The organism is Olsenella profusa F0195 (assembly GCF_000468755.1).
GTDB lineage: Bacteria > Actinomycetota > Coriobacteriia > Coriobacteriales > Atopobiaceae > Olsenella_F > Olsenella_F profusa.
Genome location: NZ_AWEZ01000061.1, coordinates 121256 through 144858, shown reverse-complemented (window position 1 = coordinate 144858; position 23603 = coordinate 121256). Strand labels below are relative to the sequence as shown.

Here is a 23603-nt window from a genome sequence, read left to right as displayed (position 1 = left end):
GCATACAACACAATACAACGCGCATAACATTCTATAAACTTGACAAAAAAGTAAAGCCCATCCGGGCTGCTTGGAGTAGGTGTCCTGCGCTCTATTCAGGATTTGTTGCTGCGGAAGAGTGGCGCAGGGCTGCGCTCGCTGCCGCCGTGCATTCGTCTGTCACGGAATTTCGTCCCATGGCCTTGCAATGGGCAAATGCAACAAGGTATGATTCACTATGTATGGGCAAAGCGCCTCTACAACCGTTTCTGTTGGCCCCCGAGAGCATGTAAGTTTCCAATTGCGCAACGCCATCGCCGAGCGCCCTAGGCAGCGACCATGTAGACCGGGGCCCCGTTTTTTCGAAAGGGGTCCACCTTTGAGTGAGATTCAGAACTCGTCCATCTTCTCCCTGGATGATGTGTCCGACGAGGAGATGAACAGTCTCATCGACGGTACGATCACTGACTTCGATGAGGGCGATCTGGTGACGGGCACCGTCGTCAAGATCGAGCACGATGAGGTCCTGCTCGACATCGGCTACAAGTCCGAGGGCGTCATTCCCGTCCGTGAGCTCTCCATCCGCAAGGACGTCGATCCGTCCGAGATCGTCTCCCTGGGCGACACCATCGAGGCCCTGGTGCTCCAGAAGGAGGACAAGGAGGGTCGCCTGATCCTCTCCAAGAAGCGTGCCGAGTATGAGCGTGCGTGGAACCGCGTCGAGGAGAAGTTCAACGCGGGCGAGAACGTCGAGGGCGAGGTCATCGAGGTCGTCAAGGGCGGTCTCATTCTCGACATCGGCCTGCGCGGCTTTTTGCCCGCCTCCCTCGTCGACCTCCGTCGCGTCAAGGATCTCACTGCCTATCTGGGCACGCGCATCGAGGCACGCGTCATCGAGATGGACCGCAACCGCAACAACGTCGTCCTCTCCCGCCGCGTGGTGCTCGAGGAGGCCCGCAAGGCCGAGCGCTCCGAGATCCTCTCCAAGCTGCAGCCGGGCATGCGCCTCAAGGGCACCGTCTCGTCCATCGTGGACTTCGGCGCCTTCGTGGACCTCGGTGGCATCGACGGCCTGATCCACATCTCCGAGCTCTCCTGGAACCACGTCAACCACCCCTCCGAGGTCGTCAAGGTCGGCCAGGAGGTCGAGGTGCAGGTGCTCGACGTGGATCTCAATCGCGAGCGCATCTCCCTCGGCCTCAAGCAGACCACCGAGGATCCCTGGCGCACGCTCGTCAAGAAGTACCCCGTGGGCGCCATCGTCGAGGGCACCGTCACCAAGCTCGTCACCTTTGGTGCCTTCGTGGATCTCGGCGACGGCGTCGAGGGTCTCGTACACATCTCCGAGATGGCCAACAAGCACGTCGACCAGCCCTCCCAGGTGTGCTCCGTGGGCGACAAGGTGCAGGTGAAGGTCATGGAGATCGATCTCGACCGTCGTCGCATCTCCCTGTCCATGAAGTCCGCCGCCGAGACGCTGGGCGTCGAGGTTGAGGTCAGGCCCCTTGAGGGCGAGGAGCCCGAGGCCGCAGCGGCCACCGAGTAGTCCTCTTCCCAGTCATGCGCACCGCCAGCGGGGCCGCCTGCGGGCGGCCCGTCCTTGTGGCATACGCAGTGTCGTACGCGTCATGGGAGGATCCCTCATCTCTCTGGCAGCTCCTGCCGTGAACGAGGGACAGCCGTTGCGCATGCGTCCTAGGGTTGTCACGGGGCTTGAGGCATAGGCGTCTGGCGCACGACGCGCACCGCACTGTCATAATGGGTACCACAACAGGAGTAGCACATCCGAACGAGTGGGGCGGCGCCCCAATGGAGGAGAGACTATGGCGGACAACGGTAACGACGCACGCAGCGGGATGGGCGACTTCATGCGTGGTCGCAACGGTGCGGACGAGCTGAGCAATGCAGCGGTCTGCCTGGCCGTGATTCTGCTCATCATCAATCTGTTCGGCCGCTGGATGTTCCTGAGCGTGATCGTCCTGCTCCTGTTGGCCTACGCTCTCTTCCGCATGCTGTCGACCGATGGCGGCGCGCGCCAGAGGGAGGCCGATGCCTTTGGCTCTGCGGTCGGCCCCCTGCGTCCCTGGCTGCGTGACCCGGTGGTGGCCTGGCAGGAGTCCCGCGCATACAAGCATGGCATATGCCCCAACTGTCATCAGCGCGTGCGCGTTCCCCGGGGCAAGGGGCTGCTGCGCGTCACCTGCCCGCAGTGCAAGCAGAAGTTTGAGATCAAGAGCTAGCAAGTGGGGTGCGCGCCGCTGCCGTAGCGGGTCATCCGCGAAGGGGTGCAGGCATGTACGTAGTCTTTCTTGCGGGTGGCGTCGCCTCGGGCAAGTCGACGGTCGCTCGTGAGCTCGAGCGCCTGGGGGCGGCGCGTATAGACCTGGACGCGCTCTCACGTGAGGTGCTGACACCCCAGAGCGCGTGTCTCAAGGAGGTCGTCCGTGTGTTTGGGGGCGACCTCCTTCTGCCTGACGGGACGCTCGACCGCACCCTGCTCGCAGCGCGCGCCTTCGCCAGTGGAGAGGCCGTCCACAGGCTCGAGGTCATCGAGCTGCCGTACATCAAGCGCCTGCTTGACGGACGCCTGCAGGAGCTGAGGGCAGCAGGGGCCCGCGTGTGCGTGGTGGAGGTCCCCCTGCTCGACCGCATGGAGGATCAGCTCGATCGTGCCGATGAGGTGCTCTGTGTGGTGAGCCCGCCCGGCGTGCGGCTGGCACATGCCCTGGATCGCGGCATGACCGAGGAGGACTTCCTGGCGCGTAGGGCCCACCAGCCAAGCGACGCCTATCTGAGGGGTCACGCCACGTCCATCATCGAAAACGCAGGAAGTCTCGATAGCCTTTTGAGACAGGTTCAACTATGGTGGGATACGCATGTGGGACGCTGAGCGCCTGGGCTCCCACGTGTCGCCTACGCCGTGCAGACGACGCAAACGCAGCCAAAACACAGCAGGGGAGCAATGTGCATGGATAGCAGGGACGCCCACTTCCTTCGGTGGTACCGCACCCTTCCCATACTCATCATGGTCATCATCGGAGCCGTCTCGTTGGGAGTCGATGCATTCGTTTCGGTTGCGCCATCACAGTTGGCGCGCACGTTTATCTACCCGGTCAAGTATGCGGACACCATCGAGCAGGCGTGCAAGGAGCAGGGGGTCGATCCCTATCTGGCCTGTGCGGTCATCAAGTGCGAGAGCGGCTGGGATGCCAATGCCCGCTCGGGTGCTGGGGCGGTTGGGCTCATGCAGCTCATGCCGGCCACCTCGGCTGAGGTGGCGCGCCTGGGCTTGGTGAACAGGGCCACCTATGACCCCAACAAGCTCACAGATCCCATCGTGAACATCGAGTATGGCGTCGCATATCTGGGCTATCTTCAGCGCACGCTGGGGTCGCGCGACGAGGCGGTCGCGGCATACAACGCAGGGCTTGGCAAGGTGAGTGGCTGGCAGAAGGGCGGGGGAGACATATCCGACAACATCCAGTATGCCGAGACGGCCTCCTATCTCGCACGTGTCAACGACGCCTACAGTCGCTATCAGGCGCTCTATCCCAAGGGGATCGCGGCGAAGTACTAGGGGGGACGAACCTCAGGGCATCCGGACGGGCGGGTCCTGCCGTCTAGAGTGCCGGCCCCCGCGCGGGGACCGAGAGGCGCGTCATGGTGCGGCCCTCATGCCCGAGCAGCCACGCCTTGCGCCGCATGCCACCGCCAAAGCCGACGAGGCTGCCATCGGCCCCGACCACCCTGTGGCAGGGGATGACCAGGGGCAGGGGGTTGCGTCCCGTCGCCCCTCCCACGGCGCGCGGGGCACTGCCCACCGCGCGGGCGATCTCGCCATACGTCACGGTCGTCCCGTAGGGGATGGAGGCAATGCGTCGCCATACGCGCCGTTGGAACGGTGTGCCCAGCAGTCGTACGGGCATGTCCGCCGGCCGCGGCCGCTCGCCTGCGAAGTAGGCGTCAAGCCAGCGGCGTGTGCTGCCAAAGGGTGGGGCGTCAGCGCGCCGCTCGGTCGCCATGCGCGTGGCGGGACCGGGGTGGCGGCTCTGCTCGAACTCCACGCCAATGAGGCTCGCGCCGTCGCTGTACAGGCAGAGCCTGCCGAGGGGCGAGTCGTACCACGTATGGAAACATGCCATGCCCATCACCCTCACTCAGGCAGTATGTCGGTCGCCTGCATGCGACGTTCGTTCGCGATGACGGCATCCAGCTTGCGTTGGGCGTTCTCGGCGTAGTGCTGTCGGAAGCACATCGAGAAGAGCAGGTCGAGCAGGAAGCTCGTCGCCGTCTCGCTGTAGTAGCCCGCGATCTTGCTATAGAGGTGCTCCTCGGGCGGGAAGGTGAGGCAGCAGTCGCAGTGATGACGCAGGTAGTTGTCACCTGAGTTGGTGACGACCACGCAGGGAACGCCCCGCCTCGTGAGGCAGGGCAGAAAGACCGCCGGCGCCCTGTGCTCACCCGACCCGGAGTACGAGACGAGCACCGCGCAGTGCCCCGGACCCATGCCATGCGCCACCAGGTCTGCGTCATGCTGCTCGGGCACCAGGCAGTCCATGCCGATCTGCCGCAGGCGATAGGAGAGGTTCTGCCCGAAGAAGCGGTTCTGGGCGACACCGAAGTACACCAGCTGGCGCGCCCCCGTCATGCGTCTCCCGGCTTCCGTGAGGGCATCCTCATCCAAGGCATCCAGCACGCAGCCCCGGGCATGCCCCTCCAGGTGCGCGATGCTGGTGGCGAGCCGCCCTATGGGCGTGTCCTCGTCAAACGGAAAGTTGGGATCCACGCTGTGCCCAGTGAGCGAGCGCTCCTCGTGGGCAAGTGCCGCGCCGACGAACGCGTCCGCGAACGCGCGCCATCCCGTAAAGCCAAGTTCCTGGGCAAAGCGCACGAGCGAGGGCTTGGAGGTGTAGCTCAGCTGGGCCACCTCGCCCATCGTGAGCCCGCCGAGGCCCGAGCCCTCGCTCATGAGCAGCCGTGCGATGGCGTGCCTCGATCCCGTGGGACCCTGTGCGAGCAGCCTGACGCGTCGGAGCAGGTTGGCGTCCATCATCCCGCGACCCCTTTCCTCGGAGCGTTTCATCCTGTTCCATCATAGGCATATATGCTTGTAAACGAGCAGGTAGTTAGTAACTATGAAACCACAAGACGTTTTGCGCACGACAGATGGGCTGCCGTGCGCGCACGGGAGAGTGAGGATGCCATGAAGATGCAGGAGGGGTTCCTCTGGGGCGGTGCCACGGCGGCAAACCAGTACGAGGGCGCATGGGACGTGGACGGCAAGGGCGCCTCGGTGCCTGACCACATGCGTGGCGGTGATGTCAACACGCCACGCCAGATAGATGCACGGTTCGATCCCCACGCCCTCTATCCCAGCTGGGAGGCGACGGACTTCTACCATCACTACGAGGAGGACATAGCCCTCTTTGCCGAGATGGGCTTCAAGGTGTTCCGCATGTCCATCAACTGGGCGCGCCTGTTTCCCACGGGCGAGGAGACACAGCCCAACCAGGCGGGCCTCGCGTTCTACGACAGGGTGTTCGACTGCCTGCATGAGCACAACATCGAGCCCCTGGTGACCATCAGCCACTACGAGCTGCCCTACAACCTGGCAGCAAAGTACGATGGCTGGAAGGACCGCCGCCTGGTGGACTTCTTCCTCACCTATGGCAGGTGCATTCTCGACCGCTGGCACGACAAGGTGAAGTACTGGCTCACGTTCAATGAGATCAACACGGGCACCATGAAGATGGGCGTCACGCTCTCGCTGGGGACGCTCAAGGGCTTCACGGGCACCGCGGCCGATGTGCGCGACGACATCAACGAGCGCTACAACGCCCTGCACAATCAGTTCGTCGCCTCGGCCAAGGTGGTGAAGTATGCGCACGAGCACTATCCCGAGGTGAGGATGGGCAACATGGACTGCTTCATCCTCACGTACCCAGCCACCTGCGATCCCGCCGACCAGCTGGCCAACCAGGCGGAGATGCGCCGCATGAACTGGTACTGCTCCGACGTGCAGGTGCGCGGCTCCTATCCCAGCTATGCCAGGCGCTTCTGGGAGGAGAACGGCATCCAGGTGAGGATGGAGCCTGGCGACGAGGAGCTGTTGCGTGAAGGCACCGTCGACTTCTACGCCTTCTCCTACTACATGAGCAACATCGTGGGCACCCATGGTGACGTCCAGGAGACTGGTGGCAACATGTCCCTGGGCGGCAGGAACCCCTACCTCAGGCAGACGGACTGGGGCTGGCAGATCGATCCCGAGGGGCTGCGCTTCTCGCTCAACGAGATCTACGACCGCTACCAGATTCCCCTCATGGTGGTGGAGAACGGCATGGGTGCCTATGACGAGGTGGTCGTCGAGGATGGCCAGGAGCGCATCCACGACCCCTATCGCATCGACTATTTGCGCAGCCACGTCAAGGCCATGCGCGAGGCCGTGGCGGACGGCGTGGACCTCATGGGCTACACCTGGTGGGGGCCCATCGACGTGGTCTCCGCCGGTACGGGCGAGATGCGCAAGCGCTACGGCTTCATCTACGTGGACAAGCACGATGATGGCACGGGAGACCTGCACCGCACCCGCAAGGACAGCTTCTACTACTACCAGAAGGTGATTGCCTCGAACGGAGGAGATCTGGAGTAGCACTGCGTGGGGGGGCCGCGCCATCTACCACGGGAGGACCTGGCCCCCGCATCGTTGTCAGAGACATACCCTACGGCATCGCCGCCCAGGCCGTAAGGACGGGGCGGCGATGCTTGCCACAGGTGCCGGAGGATGGGGGGGCGTGGGCTCAAGTCGTGCTAGGCAGCGGCCTCGGTGGCCTCGTTCCCTGCAAGCTTCTCCTGCTCCTCCTTGTACAGCTTGGCATCGTAGCGCTTGAAGAACGGGAGGTACACGGCGCCTGCGGCCAGCACGCAGAGGATGGCGACGATGATGGCACGCCAGTCCCCGCCGGTCGATATGAAGGCGCCGATCCCGATGGGAGTGGGCCACGGCATGTTCGCCATGACCGGGCGGATCATCTTGAGCGTGATGGCCCAGTAGGCGATCGTCGCCTCGGCCATGGGGGCGAGGAAGAAGGGGAGGGCCAGGTCGGGGTTATACACGATGGGCAGACCAAAGAGCAGCGGTTCGTTGATGTTGAAGATGGCGGGAACGACCTCGGCCGTGCCGATGGCCTTGAGCTGCTCGGACTTGGCCAGGAAGAGCAGCATGAACGTCAGGAGCAGCGTGCCGCCGGAGCCACCGACCGTGACGAACGAGTTGTTGAACTCGCCGGCCCAGACGTAGTTGGTGGCACCCGTGGCGTTGGAGGCAAAGTTTGCCAGGGCAATGGGTTGCAGGAAGGACGTGACGATGGTGGCGCCGTGGATGCCCACCAGCCAGAGGGCATGGATCAGGAAGTAGATGACCAGGATGCCCAGCCAGGTGTTCGTGAGGTTGACGACGAAGCCGAATGGAATGGAGATAAGCTGGTAGAAGTCGGTGCCCAGAACGGCGAGCAGGCCTTGGACGAGCATGGAGACCAGCGCGATGAACAGGGCGGGAATCAGCGCGGTGAACGAGCGGGCAACGCCCTCGGGCACGACGTCGGGCAGCTTGATGACGATGTGCTCGGTGACGCACAGCACATAGAGGCGCACGGACGCCCACGAAACGATGATGGCCTCGAAGATGCCGATGGCGCCCAGCCTCTCGATGCCGCTGCCGGCAATGGACCAACCATTGATGATGCTGCCCGCATAGCTGCCCGACTCATCCTGTGCGACGGTCGTCACACAGGCAATGATGCCATCGGCAAAATGCAGCTGAGGCATGAGCATGAAGAGCATGAAGACGCTCAGCAGCACGGCATTGAGTGGCTTGACGTCCACGTCGTCCTCATCTGCGAATATCCTGGCGTACTCATGGGTCGTCGCGATGAGGAAGTAGATGGCGATGGTGGAGACGGAGGCGTAGTAGCCGAGCATGTAGAGGTCGGTGATCTTGTCAAACGATGCGGCAAAGACCCCTGCAAGCGCGGGGAAGACCTGCGGGATGATGGACAGGATCAGGAAGATGGAGCCCACGACGGTGAAGGAGATGGACGCCATGCCCGCCGTCGTGATGGCGCGCACGAGCTTGTACATCGAGAACTTCTGCATGGGACCCATGAGATACTTTTCCAGGAACTTGAACATAGCTACCTCCTTTCGAGGGGCAGAACCGTGTCAGAGCATCTTGCGATAGGTCTGATACTTCCTGTCGCTTCTGGCGCTGATCTGGTTCGCCCTATGTAAGAGGAGGACACGAAGCAGCAAGGCGCCAATGCAGGGGACTTCCGCAACGAGGGAGGACGACAGGAAGGGGAAGAGCGGCTCATTGCCCACGAGTGGGATGAGGAGCGCGACGAGCAGCATGCAGACGCCGGATGCCTCAAGGACGACCTTGGTCTTGGGGAGGCGTTCCCGCGTGCCATCCAAGGCCGCGGTCACCTCCATGGCGGACACTATGTTGCCAGCAACGCCCGCCACAGGAAGCAGCAGCAGGGGGGTCCGATAGAAGCCCAGAAGCATGGCCCAGAAGAGGTCAAGGAAGAAGAGGACGGCACCGCCATAGCGTATCAGCAGGTAGCGACTGCTGCGTGCACCCATCCGCTGACGCTCTCGTGCATACCGCTCTACCTTCCCGTTCAGTTTCCGTGCCATCGAGTCCTCCTGCATGCGCTGTCGCATCTGCTACTTGGACGTGAGCTCGTCAATCAGCTTGAAGATGTTCGGGCAGTTCTGCCGGCCATAGTCAAGCATGGGGATGACGCCCACGGGCGTGTCGCCCACCTTCTTGACCACGTTGTCCTTCTGATAGGAGACCTGGGGTCCCAGGAGGACCGCATCGAGACCCTCGCCATCCTTGAGCTCGCCCACGGGGCGCGCATCGATGTCAAGGTCGACGCCCTTGTCCTTGGCGTAGTCCCTCATCTTCTTGACGAGCATGCTCGTTGACATGCCTGCGGCGCATACGAGCAGCACCTTCATCGTTCTGACCTCCTCGGTTGTCATCCATCATTTACGCGTTGTCACTGCTTGTCCTGCTTGGTCCTGTACAGGTTGATGAGCTCAACGATGAGTTCCTGGGCGAGCATCGACGTCATGAGATGGTCCTGGGCGTGCACGAGAATCACGTCGAGCTGGATGTGATTGCCCTGCGCCTCGCGCGTGAGCAGCTGCGTCTGCGTGTCATGCGCGGAGACGAACGTCTCCTGGGACTGTCTCATGAGCTCGTCCGCCTTGTCGAAGTTGCCGTTGCGGGCCTCCTTGAGCGCCTCGAAGGCAAGGCTGCGAGCAGCACCGGACGCTGCGATGAGACCGAACGAGAGCTCCTCGTTGTCCTGTGCAATGTTGTCTGACATGAAATCACCTCCTTGCGCTCGTGATGTCGGGGACCATGGGGTGCAGTGGTGCCGCGGATGCGGCAGGAGCGCGTGAGCCTAGAGAACCTCGCCATTGGATGCGATGACCCGCCTGTACCAGTCAAAGCTCTTCTTCTTGAAGCGCCTGCCCGTGCCCGTGCCGTCATCGTTCCTGTCCACGTAGATGAAGCCATAGCGCTTGCGCAGCTCGCCCGTGCCAAACGAGACCAGATCGATGCAGCCCCAGGGCGTGTAGCCCAAAAGGTTGACGCCATCCTCCTCCACGGCAAGCCTCATCTGCTCGATGTGCGAGCGCAGGTAGTCGATGCGGGCATCATCCTCGACCGTGTCGTGCTCATCCAGGGTCTCGACGATGCCGATGCCGTTTTCGACGATGAACTGCGGGATGCCGTTGTAGCGCTCGTCGAGGCGCTTGAGCTGGATGCGCATGCCCGTGGGGTCGATGGTCCACTCCCATTCGGTCTCCCTGAGGTAGGGATTCTTGACCGTGTGGCTGCTGCTGTTGTCGACGCTGTCCGAGATGTCATGATCGACATCGCTCTTGACGGTATGCGTCATGTAGTAGGACCAACCGATGTAGTCCACGGTGCCGGTCCTGAGGTCCGAGAGGTCCTGGGTGGTTATGTCCAGGTCATAGCCCTCGCGCTCGAAGAGCCTGCGCGCGTAGTTTGGGTAGGTGCCACGCACCTGGACGTCCGTGTAGAGGTACATGGCGTGATTCTCGTCATCGGCGAGCAGCACGTCATCGGGGTTCGAGCTGAAGGGGTAGGTGAGTTTGCTCGAGCACATGCAACCGACCTTGAGCGTGGGGTCGATGGCATGGGCGGCGGCCACGGCCTGTGCGCTCGCCACCAGCTCGTAGTGCGAGGCCTGATACATAGTGCGCTTTCTGTCGGTCTCCCCACTGGTGAGATAGCCCGAGTTCGTCCATGAGAACACGTCGTTCTGCGCGGCGAACTGGTTGTCGATCTCATTGAAGGTCATCCAGTACGTGACCTTGTCGTGCCATCTCTCGAAGCAGGTCGTGGCGTAGCGCGCGAAGAGGTCGATGAGCCTGCGGTTCCTCCAACCGCCATACCTGGTGCAGAGCCCCAGGGGGATCTCGAAGTGCGAGAGCGTGATGACGGGCTGGATGTCGTGGGACAGCAGGGTGTCGAAGAGGTCGTCGTAGAACCTCAGGCCCTCCTCGTTCGGCTCGGCCTCATCGCCCTCGGGAAACAGGCGTGTCCAGTTGATGGATGTGCGAAAGCACCTGAAGCCCATCTCGGCGAAGAGGGCGATATCCTCCTTGTAGGTGTGGTAGAAGTCGATCGCCTCGTGGTTGGGGTACCATGCCCCCTCGACGGGCCCCTCGGGACAGATCTTCCGGGGAACGCCGTGGGCGCCGCCCGTCATGACGTCGGCAGTGGACAGCCCCTTGCCGCCCTCGGCATAGGCGCCCTCGAGCTGGTGGGCCGCCACGGCACCGCCCCATAGGAAGTCACGTGGAAACGCCATGCTGTCCCCCTTCCTCCCTGCGGCGACATCTCCGTCACCGCTCGATGCCCCCAGTATCTTCTGTGGGGGAACGATGGAGGATTGGACATCCCTAAGAAAGGAGCATTGTGTCTGAACATCCTGACATATACAGGTCATTCTCTGTGACAATGCGCCGTCGATGTGTCATGGGCAAACGACGAGGCCGCCGCATCGCCGCTAGAGGTCATCGACTGCATAGGGGGCGTCGGAGGTACGCTTGCCCCTGTCCCTGGCACGGTCGAGCTTGTCGTAGTAGAGCCTGTTATAGCTGTCCACGAGGCCGACGACGTCATCGTACGAGGCCGAGAGGACCAGCGCGAAGAGCATGTCAAAGAGGTAGCCTGCGGCCGTTGCGAACAGGATGTTGCCCAGGCGATGGGAGTCCTGGCTGAAGAGCAGCTCGAACGAGATGTCACACATGCGCGCCAAGGGAGACGTGCGGTTTGCCGTCAGGGCGATGGTCTTCGCCCCGCGCTGCTGGATGTTCTGGACGACGTGCATCAGCGTCTGGTCTGTTCCGCTGCGGCTCATGACGAGGCATATGTGGTCGGGCGGCATGACCATGGAGAGGTAGACCATGCGGTCGAGGTCCTCGTACACGTTGGCTATGTGTCCCTCGGTGAGGAACTGGTGCGACGCATAGTCCGCCGCGGAGGCGGGGGTGTCTCGCGCAAAGATGTCCACGTAGGTGGCGCTGACGATGAGGTCGGCGGCCTGCTGGAGCAGCTCGGGCGAGGTCTTTTCCCGCATGCGCTCCACAACGCTCTTCTTGAGCTGGGCGATCTTGTTCATGACGGCAAGGGCGTTGTCCGAGGCATGGATGCTCGTGTCATGCACGGGCAGACGCTTGAGGTCTGACACGATGTTGACCTTGAGGTCGTTGAAGCTGGCAAAGCCCAGCTTCTTCGAGAGGCGCAACACCGTCGTGGGGCTGGTGTACGTGCGCCGGGCAAGCTCGCGGGCCGAGATGCGCGAGGTCTCCTCGGGATGGTCCAGGATGTACGATGCGACCACCCGCTCGCTGGTCGTAAGGCTGCCCGTCCTTTGTAGCGCATCAATGGTGCTCATGTCGTATCACCATCCTCGTGCAGGACATCGCCCGCCAACGTGGTCATCCCGGTGTTCCGGGAACGGGACAATGCCCTGGTGTTGTAGCGTAGGGGCTGTAACCGAAGACATTGGCATACGGTAGCGCAAAAGGGAAACGGTTCCATACCTCCAGGGCACAAGCGCGGCCATACGGTAGAGAAGCGTGGTCGCGTCCTAGTCCCTCCCGGCTTGTGGTGCTGCCGCTCACCAACTAGACAAGGACAACGACGGCAACGGCACGCTCGCTCGCGTAAGGACAGCTTCTGGTGGTATAAGAGGATCATCGCAAGCAATGGTGAGCCATGCCGGTGTCATGCTCGACTTCTACCGCCGGTGGCTCGCCCTCTTCGAGGTGGACTGCCAGACATTCTGCAACTGCCAGACCTTCCACTACCGCTTCGAGGAGGGACGCTTCGTGTGCGTGGAGATCATCGACCCGACCTCTCCGCACTCGAGTCGCCGGGCATGCCTGCGCAGACGCGCTGTCCGCGCAGGCCACTCGGGGCCTACGAGCCTAGCGTCCCGGCGGATGCATGGGCGCAAGCGACGCCAGGAGGCGTCATCACACGATGCGCGAACGCGCAGAGGGGAGCAAGACCATGGGTTTCTTTGACAGATTCAGGAAGGCGGGACCCACACGGCCCGAGGCCTTGGGTGTCACCGCACGGGCGGGGCAGGTGCTCGCGCCCGTCACGGGCAGGGTCATCAAGCTGGAGGACGTGAGCGACGAGGTCTTCAGCTGTGGGGCCATGGGCAGGGGCTGTGGCATCGAACCCACGGACGAGACGGTGTACGCCCCGGTCTCCGGCACCCTCACCGCCGCCGGCGCACCCAACTTCCATGCCATCGGCATCACGGGTGACGCTGGCGCCGAGGTCCTCATCCACGTGGGCGTGGACACGGTGGAGATGCATGGCGATGGCTTCACGGTCTTTGCCGAGCAGGGCGCCCATGTGAGCGCCGGTGAGCCCCTGCTCTCGTTCTCCAAGCAGAGGATCGCCGCCGCGGGTCATGACACCGTGGTCATCATGGCGCTCACGAACACCGATGACCTCGCCTCGGTCGATCTGGCGCATGAGGGAGACGTCGATGCCGGCGATGTCGTGGTGACGTTTGCGACGTAGCTCGTATCGTTCGAGGGGGGGCGTGTTGTGATGGTTGTCCTTGTGGACGTGGACGGGACCCTCGTGGACTACGGCAATCGGCTGCCCGAAAGCGCGCGCCGCGCCGTGGGGCGGGCGCGCGCCAACGGGCATAGGGTGTATGCCTGCACGGGGCGCAGCAAGGCGGAGATGGCGGCCATCGATGCCGAGCTCGCACTGGATGGCCTCATCGGGGCCAACGGAGGCTACGTGGAGAGCGATGGCGCGGTCATCTTCCACAGGGGCATCCCCATCGAGGTGGAACGGCGGGTCATCGATTGGCTGCACGATCGTCATCTGCCCTTCTACCTGGAGTCCAACAGTGGCCTCTACGTCAGCGAGGACTTCCGGGAGGGAGCCCGCGCGGCGCTCCAGGCCTATGTGCATGGCCAGGGGACTCCCCACGCCGACGAGCTCGAGGTCGACCAGATCATGTGCGGCCTCGTGTTCGGCGGCGAGCTCTACCGCGATGACGTCAACAAGGTGAGCTTCGTGCTGGGGAGCTACCAGGACCATCTGGACAGTGCCCGAGCGTTTCCCGAGCTTGAGGCACATACCTGGGGCGGTGTGGGGGAGCGGGCGCTCTTCGGCGACCTCGGTGTGGGCGGCATCGACAAGGCCGCCTCCGTGCGCCTGCTGCTGGAGCACCTGGGTGCCACGTCCGCCGACGCCATCGCCTTTGGGGACACCAAGATAGACATCCCGCTCTTTGAGGCCTGTGGGGCCAGCTGCTGCATGGGCTCGGGAGGGGAGGAGGCCAAGGCCGCGGCCGACTTCGTGACCACGGGCGTGGACGTGGACGGCCTCTGGAACGGCTTCGTCCACTTTGGGCTCGTCTGAGACAGCGACCGGGGGGTCATCAGCTTGGTTTCGCCTTTGCTCAAGGCATATGGCGTTGTTATGTTGATAGATAACGTTGATGGGTGATCATTAATGACTTGCCCATAATCTTAAAGCCAGTTGTATGGCAGCCCACCATTGCTGGAGTGATGCACATGCTTATCAACGTTACGGCGCTCAAGGGAACAGTGAGCGAGAACAGCCAGCTGGTGAGCCGCCAGGCTCAGGCATGCCAATCCCAGATCGAGCGGCTCAACGGCCTGTCCACGGACGCGAACGTGTGTGACGGTGAGGCCTATCGCAGCATGTTCGACTATCTTCGCCGCGTGAAGGTTCCCGCCCTCATGCAGCAGACCGTCTTTCTCGAGGCGTATGGCTCGGACATGCGGACGGACCTTGATCGCCTGTCCGAGCTCGAGGCCGATGGATCGGGTGTGATAGACACCGATGACCTAGCCAATCGCATCAGCAGCCTCCAGCACGTGAACGACGACCTGGAGCGTTGGGTCAGCGACAACAGCGACCAGAATCCCGATGCATGCGGCCATGCGCGTCAGGTCATGCAGGGAAACCAGGACTCCATGGGCCGTCTGCGTCAGCAGCTTGAGAAGGCGCTCGCGTATGCGTCGGACTCGTCGATCTATGCCTCCTCGTCATCCGAGATGGACGTCCTCGACCAGGCCACGGCGGCCATGGAGGCGGTGCGCTACGATCCTGCGACCGGCACCTATGACCTGTCGGGTGCCGATCTCTCCTGGGCGACGCTGGACCTCATCGGCAAGTATGCGAATGCGGCGCAGAGGCTGGGTGCCGACATGCTGTCCAGCGACCTGATGAGGTCCGTCGTCATGGCGCTCATGGGCGAGGGTGGCGACTGCTGCGCCTATGGGGGCGACCCGGTCAACCTGGCCACAGGCAACTTCATCTATGCCTATGACTACCTTGCGTTTGACTGCAGGCCTCGCATCTCGCTGCGCCTGTTCTACAACTCCCACAACACCCACGAGTCCCCCTTGGGGAGAGGCTGGATCCATTCCTTTGCTGTCTCGTTGTCTGTGGGGCTCAACCGGGCAGTTGTTACCAGGGAGGACGGCCATGGCGAGATCTTCCTGGGCACGCCGGAGGAGGGCTTCACCCATCTGCTGGGTCAGGCGGACACGCTGGAGCGCGAGGGCGAGGGTTACCTCTATGTCTCGGCATCAGGCATCGGCTATCGCTTTGACGCCGAGGGCAGATGCCTCTCCATCCTCGATCGCCTGGGTCGGGGTGTCGTTCTCGACTATGATGGGGATGGCCTGCTTGCCTGTGCTCGCAGCACGCGTGGCCCCGTCATCCGCTTTGCCTACGACGAACGGGGCCGATTGGTGCATGCCTCCGATGACACGGGGCGTCACCTTGCCTTCTCCTCCCAGGAGGGTCAGGTTTCCGGTTTGGAGACGGAGTCTGGTGCCAGGACGTCGTTCTCGTACGACTCCCATGGCTACCTTTCCTCGGTGACGAACGCACGGGGCATCACCGAGCTGCGCAACGCGTTTGACGCCGAGGGGCGTGTCGTGCGCCAGGAGTTTGCCGACGGTGGCGTGATCTCGTATGCCTACGACGACGACCGCATGCGGGTTGCGATGACCGACCAACTGGGTAACGAGTCTACATACGTGCATGACGGGCTGTTCCGCACGATCGAGGTGCGGCGTGGCGATGCCGTGGAGCGCATGGACTACAGCGAGAAGAACCTCAAGACTCGTGTCACCAACCCTCGTGGCCTGACGAGCAGGTACCAGTTCGACGAGGTGGGTAACCTCACCTGTGCCGAGAACCCGCTGGGTGAGCGTACGACATACGAGTACAATGCCCTCAATGAGCCCGTCCGTGGTGCCGTGGACGGCACGATGGTCTTCCGCAACGAGTATGACGAGCGGGGCCAGATCCTCAGGACCGTCGACGCGGTGGGCAACGAGACGCGCTTCTCGCATAACGAGGAGGGCGATGTCACGAGCATCACGCGCGCTGATGGCTCCGTTGCGACCTTCGAGCACAACGCGCTTGGCATGATGACCACTGCGGTGGGACCACAGGGCGCCGTGGAGCGCTATGAGTACGACGAACGGGGTCTGCTTGCCGCGCGGGTGGATGCCAACGGCAACAGGATGTCGTTCGAGCATGACGCGCTCGGTAACGTCACGCGCATGGTCAACGCGGAGGGTAACCACCGGAGCTACAAGTACGATGCATGCGGCCTGCTCCTGCGCATGGTCGACTACGATGGCACGTCCGTCTCCTATGAGTATGACGCCATGGGGCGTCCCATCCGCTTTGTGGACAAGGACGGCAACGAGAGCCGACGCGAGTACGACGCCATGGGCCAGCTGATACGGGATGTGGATGCCGCGGGCGCCGCGACCACGTTCCAGTACGATGCGCGCGGCAACGTGGCCAAGGTGACCAACGCGCTGGGCATCTCCGTGGGCTTCGAGTATGATCTCAACGGCAATCGGACGAAGATGCTCCTACCCGACGGAACGAGCACCCGGGCGACGTATGACCTGCTTGACCGTGTGCGCTCGGTGAGCGATGGCCTGGACAACACGACGTACTACCGCTATGACGCCATGGGCAACCTCGTGCTCGAGGTGGATCCCCTGGGCAACCAGCTGCAGCGAGAGTATGACGCCGCCTGCAGGCTCACGTCGTGCACCGATACCCTGGGCCGCACGACCAGCTACGAGTACACCGCGCTCGGCGACCTCTCCCGCGTGACGGACGCGGCGTCGAGGGTCACGAGCTACGACTACCTGCCCGATGGCCTGCTGCGCCAGATCGTCAATCCGGATGGGACGTCCCTCACCTTCGGCTACGATGCGGCACGCAACATCACCAGCAAGACGAGCCAGAACGGCTATGAGCTGAGCTACGCCTACGATGCCATGAATCGCATCACGAGGATCGCCAACAGCCAGGGGCAGTCAAAGTCATATGGTTACGATGCGATGGGCAATCGGGTGTCCAAGACGGATGGGAAGGGCAACGTCACCTCGTATGCCTATACGCCCTCCGGCAGGCTGCGGGAGGTCGTGGAAGCCTCCGGTGCCGTGACGCGCTACCAGCACGATGCGCTCGGCAACCTGACCCGCGCCGAGCGCCTGGGCTCGGATGGCACGGCACATGCTCGCACGACCTCGTATGAGCGCGACGTGCTTGGCCGCGTGACCTGCATCACGGACGCGCTCGGCAACCGGGAGCGGGCGGCGTACGACGCCATGGGGCGCATGAGGGCCCACACCGATGCGGATGGGTACGTCACCTCGTTCGGCTTTGACGGTGCGGGGAGGATGAGCGCCGCCACCTTCGCGGACGGACGCACCACGCATATGGCCTACGACCCCCTCTCGCGCCTCGTCGAGCTGCGCGACTGGCTGGGCACGACGAGCTTTGCCTACGACGCGGTGGGCAACATGACGCGCACGCGTGACCATGCGGGCCGCGAGATGCGCTACGACTGGGGCAGGGGAGACGAGCTCCGCAGCGTCGTCTATCCCGGAGGCATGCGGACGTCCTACGACTATGACGAGGCCCTGCGCCTGAGCGGCGTGCATGCGCGGGGCCTTGACGTCGCATACGAGTATGACGCGAACGGCAACCTGGCCGCACGCACCTACTCCAACGGCACCGGCATGCGCCTGGGCCACGACGCACGCGGGCGTCTCACGCACCTCTCCAGCTACGATGCCGCAGGCCCCCTGGACGAGTTCTCGTATGCGTACGACCTGTGCGACAACAAGAGCGCCGTGTGCGCCCAGCGCCGCGGCATGCCCGACCTCTCAGGCGCGTATGCCTATGACTACGACGAGCTCAACCACCTGGTAGGCGTGACGCGGGACGGCAAGGCCCTGCGCTCCTACGAGTACGACGCCTTTGGCAACAGAACGAGGCTGAAGGATGTGCGGAAGGGCACGACCGACTACAGCTACAATGCGCTCGACCAGCTTGTACATGCCACAGATGCCCAGGGCGAGCATGACTACCGCTACGATGGCCGCGGCAACCTGGTCGCGGACATGGTCAACGGGGAGCCTGACGCGACGTACGAGTATGATGCCCTCAACCGTCTTGCATGCGCGCGCCGCGCGGATGGCCGTATGGCACGCTATGCGTACGATGGCATGCTGCGCAGGCGCACGACGAGACGACAGCTGGCCGAAGGAGCGGCGGATACCGTCGAGTACGTCCTCGATCCAACGAGGCCCTGCAACAACCTGGCACAGACCATCGTCGATGGGCATCTGAGTCAAAGCTACCTGTGGGGTGGCGGCAACCTCGTCGCCGTGGACACGGACGAGGGCAAAGCGGCATCCGTCACGCAGGATCCCCTCGGGAGCGTCTCCCGCATCCTCGACGAGAAGGGTGACGTGCTGTCGAGCTTTGGGTACGACGAGTTCGGCAACAGCGCGTTCGAGAGCGACGTGCTGAACGTCCCGTTCTCATACACCGGGTATCTCAAGGACGGTGTGACGCAGGGGCTCTATGCGCAGGCACGCCAGTACTTGCCGAACACGGGCCAGTTCATGTCGGCGGATCCCCTGCGCGGGTATGCCCGGCGCCCCGCTACGGCCAACAGGTACTCCTACTGCTGCCAGCAGCCGCTGGACTTCGTGGACCTCCTGGGCCTGAGCCGTCAGGATGCGGTGGACTATGCGCATCAATATGCGACGGATGATCCTAACAAGCGTAATCCCAACTACCCTTCATTTGGGTCCAATTGCGCTAACTTCGTCTCTCAGGCCCTATATGCCGGTGGAATGCAAATGAGCAAGGATTGGTTCATGTGTACCGCTGACGAATTCCATGGGCCTCTAAGCTGGCTTTATTCAAATGGATTTGGTGACTTTATTGGCAGGGTTGACAACCGCCTCGGTGTAGGAAATCTGTTTGGCTTCCACTACGGTGTACAGCAGGGAACCGATGATCGAGGGAATCGATATACGTGGTCGAATCCATGGGGTGCCGCAAGGGATCAGTATGAGTACTTTAGTGATCCAAAGAATGGCTATACGAACGGTACCATTGATATTGGTTCCTATAACAAGAACAACACAAGCGATACAGAGCGTGTCGAGAGTGACATTCAGGAAGCTGCCCAAACAGTTCAACCAGGTGATCTACTGTATTGGGATGATGGCGATGGCGTGCACCACGCGACAATAGTTACTAAGGTTAAGGACGGTGAGATCTACTATTCAGGCAATACGAATGCACCGGCAGGAGGACCATCCCAAGACGTTAGCATGAAGGAAACTATGGGCGATAATGGGGAGTCGGTTCATATCGTAAAGCTCAAGGACGAATGCTTTGACTAATAACAGGGGTTGGGGGCAGTGTCATGGGCAATAGGAGGCGTCGCATGATCCTTTTCGTTGCTGGTGTGGTGGCCGTGGCGGTCGGGCTCCTTGCTACACGGGCGTGGCGCTACCACGTCGAGCGCGATCAGGAGCGCCAGGAGGCCGAGCGGCAAGCTCGTGTGGAGCGGTATGGCGACGAGTTTCAGCCGCTGCTTGAGCGTGCCCGGGCCATCATGGACGGCACGGCGGACCCCGCGCCCTCCGAGGAGCGGGACGGGGAGCTGTGCGACTGGGCGTTTGCGCGACGGAGGGAATACTATCCTGACGTGGTGCGGTTTGACATCTCGCCCATTGAGCTGCTGGACGTGGAGTTCGAGGGTGACGACGAGGCAACCCTCACGGTCAGCTTCTCGAGGACTGGCTACCGCGCGGACGGCGCGGTGGACATGAGGTCCTCGCACTCGTCCGACAAGTGGCACGTGAGGAAGGAAGGGTCCGACTGGGTGGTCTACAAGATCGAGACCAAACCGTAACAGGGACACGTTACATGGATGGGCAGTGCGCCTTGATGACAGGAAGGACAGGTGCATGAGCGGTTCTATCGCGTCAAACATGGGGGTGGCCTCGCAGAAGAAGGCCGAGATGCTCTCTGCGCTCGATGAGTACGTGTCGTTCACGACACAGAGCGCGTCCGGCACGTCCGACGGGGTGCCTCCCGCCGACCATGACGAGCGCGCGCAGCGATACGAGGAGACTCTCTCTAAGTACGCGTCGTCCCTCACCCGTGATGCCGACGCGTTGGAGCGCATTGGCGTCACCTTCCAGGAGGGCGACGAGCTCATCGCGCAGTCGCTGATGGGGATCGGTGGGTAGCCGGTGGCTCCCGCAGAAGCGCGCATGAGCGCGCAGCACGATGGGACACGCTCCCTGCGCATGGAGTGTGAGAGGCGTGAGGACGCGGTGCGTGCGGCGGTTGCGTCCCGAGACGAGCTCAACGACCTCTTTGCTGCCAGCGTTCGTTATGGCGACTCCCAGGTCGTGGAGGCGCTGCGCTGGTCCATGAGCCAGGCCCTGTCGGCATGCGATGACCACGTCGATGAGACGCGCAGACAATTGCGACGCAGCGAGGATGTGTTGGGCGAGGCCCTGGCCAGGTCGAGGCGCGAGGTACCTGAGGGGGATGGCCCCTCTCCCATGTGACGCGGGCGCCATGGGAGATCCAGGCACGCCGTCGGTTCCAATGGTTCTCGAGTGGGGCGGGTGCAGGGGTCTTCGATCATGCGCCGCAGCGTGCTGTGCCTCTGGCACCTCGCGCGAATTGGTCGGTGGTTGGTTGCGACCTATCATCAGGGGGATGAACGCCGCAACAAGCGGAGGGAGGCTGCCGCATGGGGAAGGGAAGGATGCCTCGACTGCTGGCGGCCGGGCTGCTCATTGTGTTGGTGGCGCTCCTTGCCCCCGTCGCCCTGAGGGCGCTCCGGGCAACCCGCGCCGAGGTAACGTTCTGGCCAACATTGGAGCGTGCCCGTGCGGTCATGGCGGGCACGGCGGAGCCTCCGGCGTCTGAGGAGCTCGACGGGGCGCTGTATGAGAGGTCCTTCGACTTCCGGCGGCAGACGTACTACCCCGATGCGACGAGGGCCGAGGTCACTCCCATCATGGTCGTCGGCGCGGAGTACGACGGCGACGACGAGGTCGTGCTCACGGTCAGGTTCTCCGACACGTACTACCGCGCGGACGGGAGCGAGGCATGCGGTGCGTCGCACTCCCACGACAGGTGGTACCTGAGGCGGGAGGACGGGCGCTGGGTGTTCTATAGGGTGGAGACAAGGCTCGAGGGATGACGCGCATGAGAGGGTCTATCATCGCATCGAACGTGGGGGTGCCCTTGCAGGAGACGCCTGGGATGCCCCCTGTGGCCTTGTACCGTGAGGATGCCCAGTGATTCAAGACATCGGTGCCCATCGCTTTGACAACTCGTTCCGTGTGACCGCGCCCACGGCACGCAGCCATGTGCTTGCCTTCCGCAACAACAAGGCGCTCATGCGCATCGACGAGGACGGCACCCTTACGCTTCCGCGGCTTGCCGACTGGGGGACGTCTCCGCACGACCTCCGGTGCCGCTACCTCTTTGCGATAGACGACCAGCCCTTCTTTCTGGTGGAGCGCGAGCCTGCCCCAGCGTGCGAGGGGTTCTCCTTTGAGCCCATCTACGCGCTCCGTCAGGCGGAGCCGCGCTGGCTGGCCTTCGCCGACGAGACGGCCTATCAGCTCCATGGCTGGTATCGCGACAACCGCTACTGCGGGCGCTGTGGCGCCGAGCTGGGCCATGTGCCCACGAGCCGCGAGCTCGCCTGCGCCTCCTGCGGCAACGTCGTCTACCCCCGCATAAACCCCGCCGTCATCGTGGGCGTGACCAACGGCGACCATATCCTGCTCACGCGCTATGCGCAGGGCTACCGCAAGCCGGCCCTTGTGGCGGGCTTCACGGAGTTCGGCGAGACGCTGGAGGGCACCGTCCACCGGGAGGTGGGGGAGGAGGTCGGCCTTGCCGTCACCAACCTGCGCTACTACAAGAGCCAGCCGTGGTCGTTCACGGACACCCTGCTCTCGGGCTTCTTCTGCGATGTGACGAGTGACCCCACCATCCACGTCGACCACGACGAGCTCTCCTGGGGGGAGTGGGTGCGTCGTGGCGACCTGCTCGCCGAGCTGGGCGGGCGCTATGATACGTCCAGCCTCACCAACGAGATGATCGTGCTGTTCGCCCGGGGCAAGGAACCCAGGGCGTAGGGGCCATTCGGATGGACGTCGGGGAAGGAAAGCGCATATGCTGGGACGTAGGGCCACCTCCATCATCACGCACGACATCCTCTACAGCGGGGATCCGTTCACGCGCGTCAAGCTGAGTGGCCTGTTCTGCGAGGAGGATGTCCGTGCCGTCAACGAGGCGCGTCCCGACCTCTGTGGCTTTGTGGTCGACTGGCCCAGCTCGCACAGGCATGTGGGCCTCGGCAAGCTGCGGGGCCTCGTTCACAGGCTCGATCCCACCATCCCTGCCGTGGGGGTCTTCTGCAACCAGCCCCTGGGCATGGTGGCCGAGCTGGCGGACGAGGTGCTTGATGTGGTGGAGCTGCAGGGCGATGAGGACAACGCCTACATCACGTTCCTCACCGAGCTGGCGGACGTGCCCATCATCCAGACCATCCACGTGCACGATGCCTCCGACATAGAGCGTGCCAACGACAGCCGCGCCGACATCGTGATGCTCAACAGCTCCTGGGGCAGCTCGCGGCCCTTCGACTGGTTGCTTGTCGGAGGCCTGGCGCGTCCCTACATCCTTTCGGGCGGTCTGAACGAGCGGAACGTGGGTGCCGCGATAGCACGCCTGCATCCCTGGGGCGTCAACATCGATTCTGGCATCGAATCGGATCGGCTCAACGACCCGGACAAGATCTGTGACGTGGTTGCTGCCGTTCGTGCGACGGATGGTGGGTAGCCAGGGGGGCCGCTACGCCAACGCTGGCTGTGTGAGGTCGGCGGCGCGCCCGATGGCGTGACCCGCGAGCCCGAGACCACGGGCGTCCTCCTCGTCGAAGCATCCCTCGATGGGGGAGTCGAGGTCGAGCACGGCCACCACCTGGCCGTGCGTGTCGTGCGGGGCGATGCCGACCTCGGCATTCGAGGCGCTGTCACAGGCGATGTGACCGGGGAGCTCGTGCACGTTTGGCACGAGCTGGGTGATGTCCCGCGCGGCTCGATCGTAAGCGAGCGCCGGTCGACAGGGGAGGCAGCCTCTTCGAGAGAACCTCTCACGACCGGGGGAGCACCGTGCCAGACGCCCGCGTGCCATCTAGCCTTGCTTGGAAAGGCAGTCTGCGCAGACGCCGCGCAGCGTGAGGGTGGTATGGTCGATGCGACCGATGTGTGGGCTCTGTGCGGCGATGCATGCCGTGTCGGGCAGGACGTCCGGTATGTCAAACACGCGCCCACACTCGATGCAAGCAAAATGTGCGTGCTCCTCGCGATAGACGGACTCGAAGCGCTCGGTACCGTTGACGATTGCAACGGCACGCACCTGCCCAAGCCCTTGGAGGAGCCTGAGGTTGCGGTAGACCGTGGCGAGGCTCAGACTCTCGCAGGATCTCTTGAGGTCAGAGTAGATGGTCTCGGCGCTGGGATGCTCCCGTGTGCCGCAGAGGTACTCATAGATCATGTCGCGTTGGCGCGAATGTCGCATCGCCCTGGCCATGGCGCCTCCCCGCGTTCTGTCACCTCGCCTC

The 23603-nt window shown here is 63.2% G+C and carries 25 protein-coding genes; 15 read left to right on the top strand and 10 right to left on the bottom strand.

The window, feature by feature from the left end; translation table 11 throughout:
* The first annotated feature begins 358 nt into the window (after positions 1–358).
* The 4 genes from rpsA (at position 359) to HMPREF1316_RS09390 (ending at position 3556) form a co-directional block, all read left to right on the top strand.
* Positions 359–1525, top strand: a complete 1167-nt coding sequence (gene rpsA, locus HMPREF1316_RS09405; RefSeq protein ID WP_021726717.1) for a 30S ribosomal protein S1 — start codon at positions 359–361, stop codon at positions 1523–1525.
* 277 nt (positions 1526–1802) lie between these two features.
* Entirely contained in the window at positions 1803–2219 is a 417-nt protein-coding gene (locus HMPREF1316_RS09400) for an Rcat domain-containing protein (protein ID WP_021726736.1), read from the top strand.
* 53 nt (positions 2220–2272) lie between these two features.
* A complete protein-coding gene (coaE, locus tag HMPREF1316_RS09395; RefSeq protein ID WP_021726709.1) occupies positions 2273–2869 on the top strand; it encodes a dephospho-CoA kinase in 597 nt (198 codons plus the stop codon).
* A 78-nt stretch (positions 2870–2947) separates the two neighbouring features.
* On the top strand, positions 2948–3556 hold the full coding sequence (locus HMPREF1316_RS09390; protein ID WP_040652084.1) for a lytic transglycosylase domain-containing protein: 609 nt from the start codon (positions 2948–2950) through the stop codon (positions 3554–3556).
* A 43-nt stretch (positions 3557–3599) separates the two neighbouring features.
* Here HMPREF1316_RS09390 and HMPREF1316_RS09385 read toward each other — a convergent pair whose 3' ends face one another.
* Positions 3600–4121 carry a methylated-DNA--[protein]-cysteine S-methyltransferase gene (locus HMPREF1316_RS09385; protein ID WP_021726650.1) on the bottom strand — a complete coding sequence of 174 codons (522 nt, stop codon included), beginning with the start codon at positions 4119–4121 and terminating at the stop codon, positions 3600–3602.
* An 11-nt stretch (positions 4122–4132) separates the two neighbouring features.
* Entirely contained in the window at positions 4133–5032 is a 900-nt protein-coding gene (locus HMPREF1316_RS09380; protein ID WP_040652041.1) for a MurR/RpiR family transcriptional regulator, read from the bottom strand.
* Between the two features lie 150 nt (positions 5033–5182).
* On the opposite strand from HMPREF1316_RS09380, the gene HMPREF1316_RS09375 reads away from it, so the two are divergent.
* Positions 5183–6628 carry a glycoside hydrolase family 1 protein gene (locus HMPREF1316_RS09375; RefSeq protein ID WP_040652083.1) on the top strand — a complete coding sequence of 482 codons (1446 nt, stop codon included), beginning with the start codon at positions 5183–5185 and terminating at the stop codon, positions 6626–6628.
* 158 nt (positions 6629–6786) lie between these two features.
* On the opposite strand, the gene celB is transcribed toward HMPREF1316_RS09375, so the two are convergent.
* The 6 genes from celB to HMPREF1316_RS09345 all read right to left on the bottom strand — a co-directional run bounded on the left by celB (position 6787) and on the right by HMPREF1316_RS09345 (position 11981).
* A complete protein-coding gene (celB, locus tag HMPREF1316_RS09370; protein ID WP_021726674.1) occupies positions 6787–8166 on the bottom strand; it encodes a PTS cellobiose transporter subunit IIC in 1380 nt (459 codons plus the stop codon).
* Positions 8167–8196: 30 nt separating this feature from the next.
* Complete coding sequence (locus HMPREF1316_RS09365; protein WP_021726723.1) at positions 8197–8619, bottom strand: hypothetical protein; 423 nt, start codon at positions 8617–8619, stop codon at positions 8197–8199.
* Between the two features lie 84 nt (positions 8620–8703).
* Positions 8704–9000 carry a PTS sugar transporter subunit IIB gene (locus HMPREF1316_RS09360; RefSeq protein ID WP_021726640.1) on the bottom strand — a complete coding sequence of 99 codons (297 nt, stop codon included), beginning with the start codon at positions 8998–9000 and terminating at the stop codon, positions 8704–8706.
* A gap of 41 nt (positions 9001–9041) precedes the next feature.
* Positions 9042–9374: a PTS lactose/cellobiose transporter subunit IIA gene (locus tag HMPREF1316_RS09355; RefSeq protein ID WP_021726673.1), complete on the bottom strand. Its 333-nt coding sequence runs from the start codon at positions 9372–9374 to the stop codon at positions 9042–9044.
* A gap of 78 nt (positions 9375–9452) precedes the next feature.
* Entirely contained in the window at positions 9453–10892 is a 1440-nt protein-coding gene (locus tag HMPREF1316_RS09350; protein ID WP_021726746.1) for a 6-phospho-beta-glucosidase, read from the bottom strand.
* 198 nt (positions 10893–11090) lie between these two features.
* Positions 11091–11981 carry a MurR/RpiR family transcriptional regulator gene (locus HMPREF1316_RS09345; RefSeq protein ID WP_021726652.1) on the bottom strand — a complete coding sequence of 297 codons (891 nt, stop codon included), beginning with the start codon at positions 11979–11981 and terminating at the stop codon, positions 11091–11093.
* A 334-nt stretch (positions 11982–12315) separates the two neighbouring features.
* Here HMPREF1316_RS09345 and HMPREF1316_RS14515 point away from each other — a divergent pair, with 334 nt between their 5' ends.
* From HMPREF1316_RS14515 to HMPREF1316_RS09295, 10 genes are all read left to right on the top strand, one after another.
* The gene (locus HMPREF1316_RS14515; protein ID WP_198009641.1) at positions 12316–12615 is read left to right on the top strand and encodes a hypothetical protein; all 300 of its coding nucleotides are present in this window, start codon (positions 12316–12318) and stop codon (positions 12613–12615) included.
* Complete coding sequence (locus HMPREF1316_RS09335; protein ID WP_021726756.1) at positions 12602–13126, top strand: PTS sugar transporter subunit IIA; 525 nt, start codon at positions 12602–12604, stop codon at positions 13124–13126. The genes HMPREF1316_RS14515 and HMPREF1316_RS09335 overlap by 14 nt, the downstream gene beginning before the upstream one ends.
* A gap of 30 nt (positions 13127–13156) precedes the next feature.
* Positions 13157–13984, top strand: coding sequence for a Cof-type HAD-IIB family hydrolase (locus HMPREF1316_RS09330; RefSeq protein ID WP_040652040.1), 828 nt, complete (start codon positions 13157–13159; stop codon positions 13982–13984).
* A gap of 155 nt (positions 13985–14139) precedes the next feature.
* The gene (locus tag HMPREF1316_RS09325) at positions 14140–19338 is read left to right on the top strand and encodes an amidase domain-containing protein (RefSeq protein ID WP_021726711.1); all 5199 of its coding nucleotides are present in this window, start codon (positions 14140–14142) and stop codon (positions 19336–19338) included.
* A 44-nt stretch (positions 19339–19382) separates the two neighbouring features.
* Positions 19383–19853, top strand: a complete 471-nt coding sequence (locus tag HMPREF1316_RS09320; RefSeq protein ID WP_021726644.1) for a hypothetical protein — start codon at positions 19383–19385, stop codon at positions 19851–19853.
* A 55-nt stretch (positions 19854–19908) separates the two neighbouring features.
* Entirely contained in the window at positions 19909–20193 is a 285-nt protein-coding gene (locus HMPREF1316_RS09315) for a hypothetical protein (protein ID WP_021726707.1), read from the top strand.
* Between the two features lie 24 nt (positions 20194–20217).
* Complete coding sequence (locus HMPREF1316_RS09310; protein ID WP_021726672.1) at positions 20218–20520, top strand: hypothetical protein; 303 nt, start codon at positions 20218–20220, stop codon at positions 20518–20520.
* A 188-nt stretch (positions 20521–20708) separates the two neighbouring features.
* Entirely contained in the window at positions 20709–21164 is a 456-nt protein-coding gene (locus HMPREF1316_RS09305) for a hypothetical protein (protein ID WP_021726745.1), read from the top strand.
* 97 nt (positions 21165–21261) lie between these two features.
* Positions 21262–22113, top strand: a complete 852-nt coding sequence (locus tag HMPREF1316_RS09300; protein WP_021726715.1) for an NAD(+) diphosphatase — start codon at positions 21262–21264, stop codon at positions 22111–22113.
* A gap of 37 nt (positions 22114–22150) precedes the next feature.
* Positions 22151–22819: a phosphoribosylanthranilate isomerase gene (locus HMPREF1316_RS09295; protein ID WP_021726653.1), complete on the top strand. Its 669-nt coding sequence runs from the start codon at positions 22151–22153 to the stop codon at positions 22817–22819.
* Between the two features lie 12 nt (positions 22820–22831).
* Here the strand turns inward: HMPREF1316_RS09295 and HMPREF1316_RS14510 are convergent, their stop codons facing one another.
* Together HMPREF1316_RS14510 and HMPREF1316_RS09285 are read right to left on the bottom strand one after the other, a co-directional pair.
* Positions 22832–23053 carry a GAF domain-containing protein gene (locus HMPREF1316_RS14510; RefSeq protein WP_198009640.1) on the bottom strand — a complete coding sequence of 74 codons (222 nt, stop codon included), beginning with the start codon at positions 23051–23053 and terminating at the stop codon, positions 22832–22834.
* 120 nt (positions 23054–23173) lie between these two features.
* On the bottom strand, positions 23174–23572 hold the full coding sequence (locus HMPREF1316_RS09285) for a Fur family transcriptional regulator (RefSeq protein WP_051332986.1): 399 nt from the start codon (positions 23570–23572) through the stop codon (positions 23174–23176).
* Between the last annotated feature and the right edge of the window lie 31 nt (positions 23573–23603).

Excerpts from the sequence above, each read along its gene's own strand:
- HMPREF1316_RS09345 (WP_021726652.1), bottom strand. The coding sequence starts at position 11,981 with ATGAGCACCATTGATGCGCTACAAAGGACGGGCAGCCTTACGACCAGC.
- HMPREF1316_RS09315 (WP_021726707.1), top strand. The coding sequence starts at position 19,909 with ATGAGCGGTTCTATCGCGTCAAACATGGGGGTGGCCTCGCAGAAGAAG.
- HMPREF1316_RS14515 (WP_198009641.1), top strand. The coding sequence starts at position 12,316 with ATGCTCGACTTCTACCGCCGGTGGCTCGCCCTCTTCGAGGTGGACTGC.
- HMPREF1316_RS09330 (WP_040652040.1), top strand. The coding sequence starts at position 13,157 with ATGGTTGTCCTTGTGGACGTGGACGGGACCCTCGTGGACTACGGCAAT.
- HMPREF1316_RS09360 (WP_021726640.1), bottom strand. The coding sequence starts at position 9,000 with ATGAAGGTGCTGCTCGTATGCGCCGCAGGCATGTCAACGAGCATGCTC.
- HMPREF1316_RS09400 (WP_021726736.1), top strand. The coding sequence starts at position 1,803 with ATGGCGGACAACGGTAACGACGCACGCAGCGGGATGGGCGACTTCATG.
- HMPREF1316_RS09390 (WP_040652084.1), top strand. The coding sequence starts at position 2,948 with ATGGATAGCAGGGACGCCCACTTCCTTCGGTGGTACCGCACCCTTCCC.
- HMPREF1316_RS09350 (WP_021726746.1), bottom strand. The coding sequence starts at position 10,892 with ATGGCGTTTCCACGTGACTTCCTATGGGGCGGTGCCGTGGCGGCCCAC.
- coaE (WP_021726709.1), top strand. The coding sequence starts at position 2,273 with ATGTACGTAGTCTTTCTTGCGGGTGGCGTCGCCTCGGGCAAGTCGACG.
- HMPREF1316_RS09295 (WP_021726653.1), top strand. The coding sequence starts at position 22,151 with ATGCTGGGACGTAGGGCCACCTCCATCATCACGCACGACATCCTCTAC.
- HMPREF1316_RS09335 (WP_021726756.1), top strand. The coding sequence starts at position 12,602 with ATGGGTTTCTTTGACAGATTCAGGAAGGCGGGACCCACACGGCCCGAG.
- HMPREF1316_RS09310 (WP_021726672.1), top strand. The coding sequence starts at position 20,218 with ATGAGCGCGCAGCACGATGGGACACGCTCCCTGCGCATGGAGTGTGAG.
- HMPREF1316_RS09385 (WP_021726650.1), bottom strand. The coding sequence starts at position 4,121 with ATGGCATGTTTCCATACGTGGTACGACTCGCCCCTCGGCAGGCTCTGC.
- HMPREF1316_RS09365 (WP_021726723.1), bottom strand. The coding sequence starts at position 8,619 with ATGGGTGCACGCAGCAGTCGCTACCTGCTGATACGCTATGGCGGTGCC.
- HMPREF1316_RS09375 (WP_040652083.1), top strand. The coding sequence starts at position 5,183 with ATGAAGATGCAGGAGGGGTTCCTCTGGGGCGGTGCCACGGCGGCAAAC.
- HMPREF1316_RS09325 (WP_021726711.1), top strand. The coding sequence starts at position 14,140 with ATGCTTATCAACGTTACGGCGCTCAAGGGAACAGTGAGCGAGAACAGC.
- HMPREF1316_RS09320 (WP_021726644.1), top strand. The coding sequence starts at position 19,383 with ATGATCCTTTTCGTTGCTGGTGTGGTGGCCGTGGCGGTCGGGCTCCTT.
- HMPREF1316_RS09285 (WP_051332986.1), bottom strand. The coding sequence starts at position 23,572 with ATGGCCAGGGCGATGCGACATTCGCGCCAACGCGACATGATCTATGAG.
- HMPREF1316_RS09355 (WP_021726673.1), bottom strand. The coding sequence starts at position 9,374 with ATGTCAGACAACATTGCACAGGACAACGAGGAGCTCTCGTTCGGTCTC.
- HMPREF1316_RS09380 (WP_040652041.1), bottom strand. The coding sequence starts at position 5,032 with ATGATGGACGCCAACCTGCTCCGACGCGTCAGGCTGCTCGCACAGGGT.
- celB (WP_021726674.1), bottom strand. The coding sequence starts at position 8,166 with ATGTTCAAGTTCCTGGAAAAGTATCTCATGGGTCCCATGCAGAAGTTC.
- HMPREF1316_RS09305 (WP_021726745.1), top strand. The coding sequence starts at position 20,709 with ATGGGGAAGGGAAGGATGCCTCGACTGCTGGCGGCCGGGCTGCTCATT.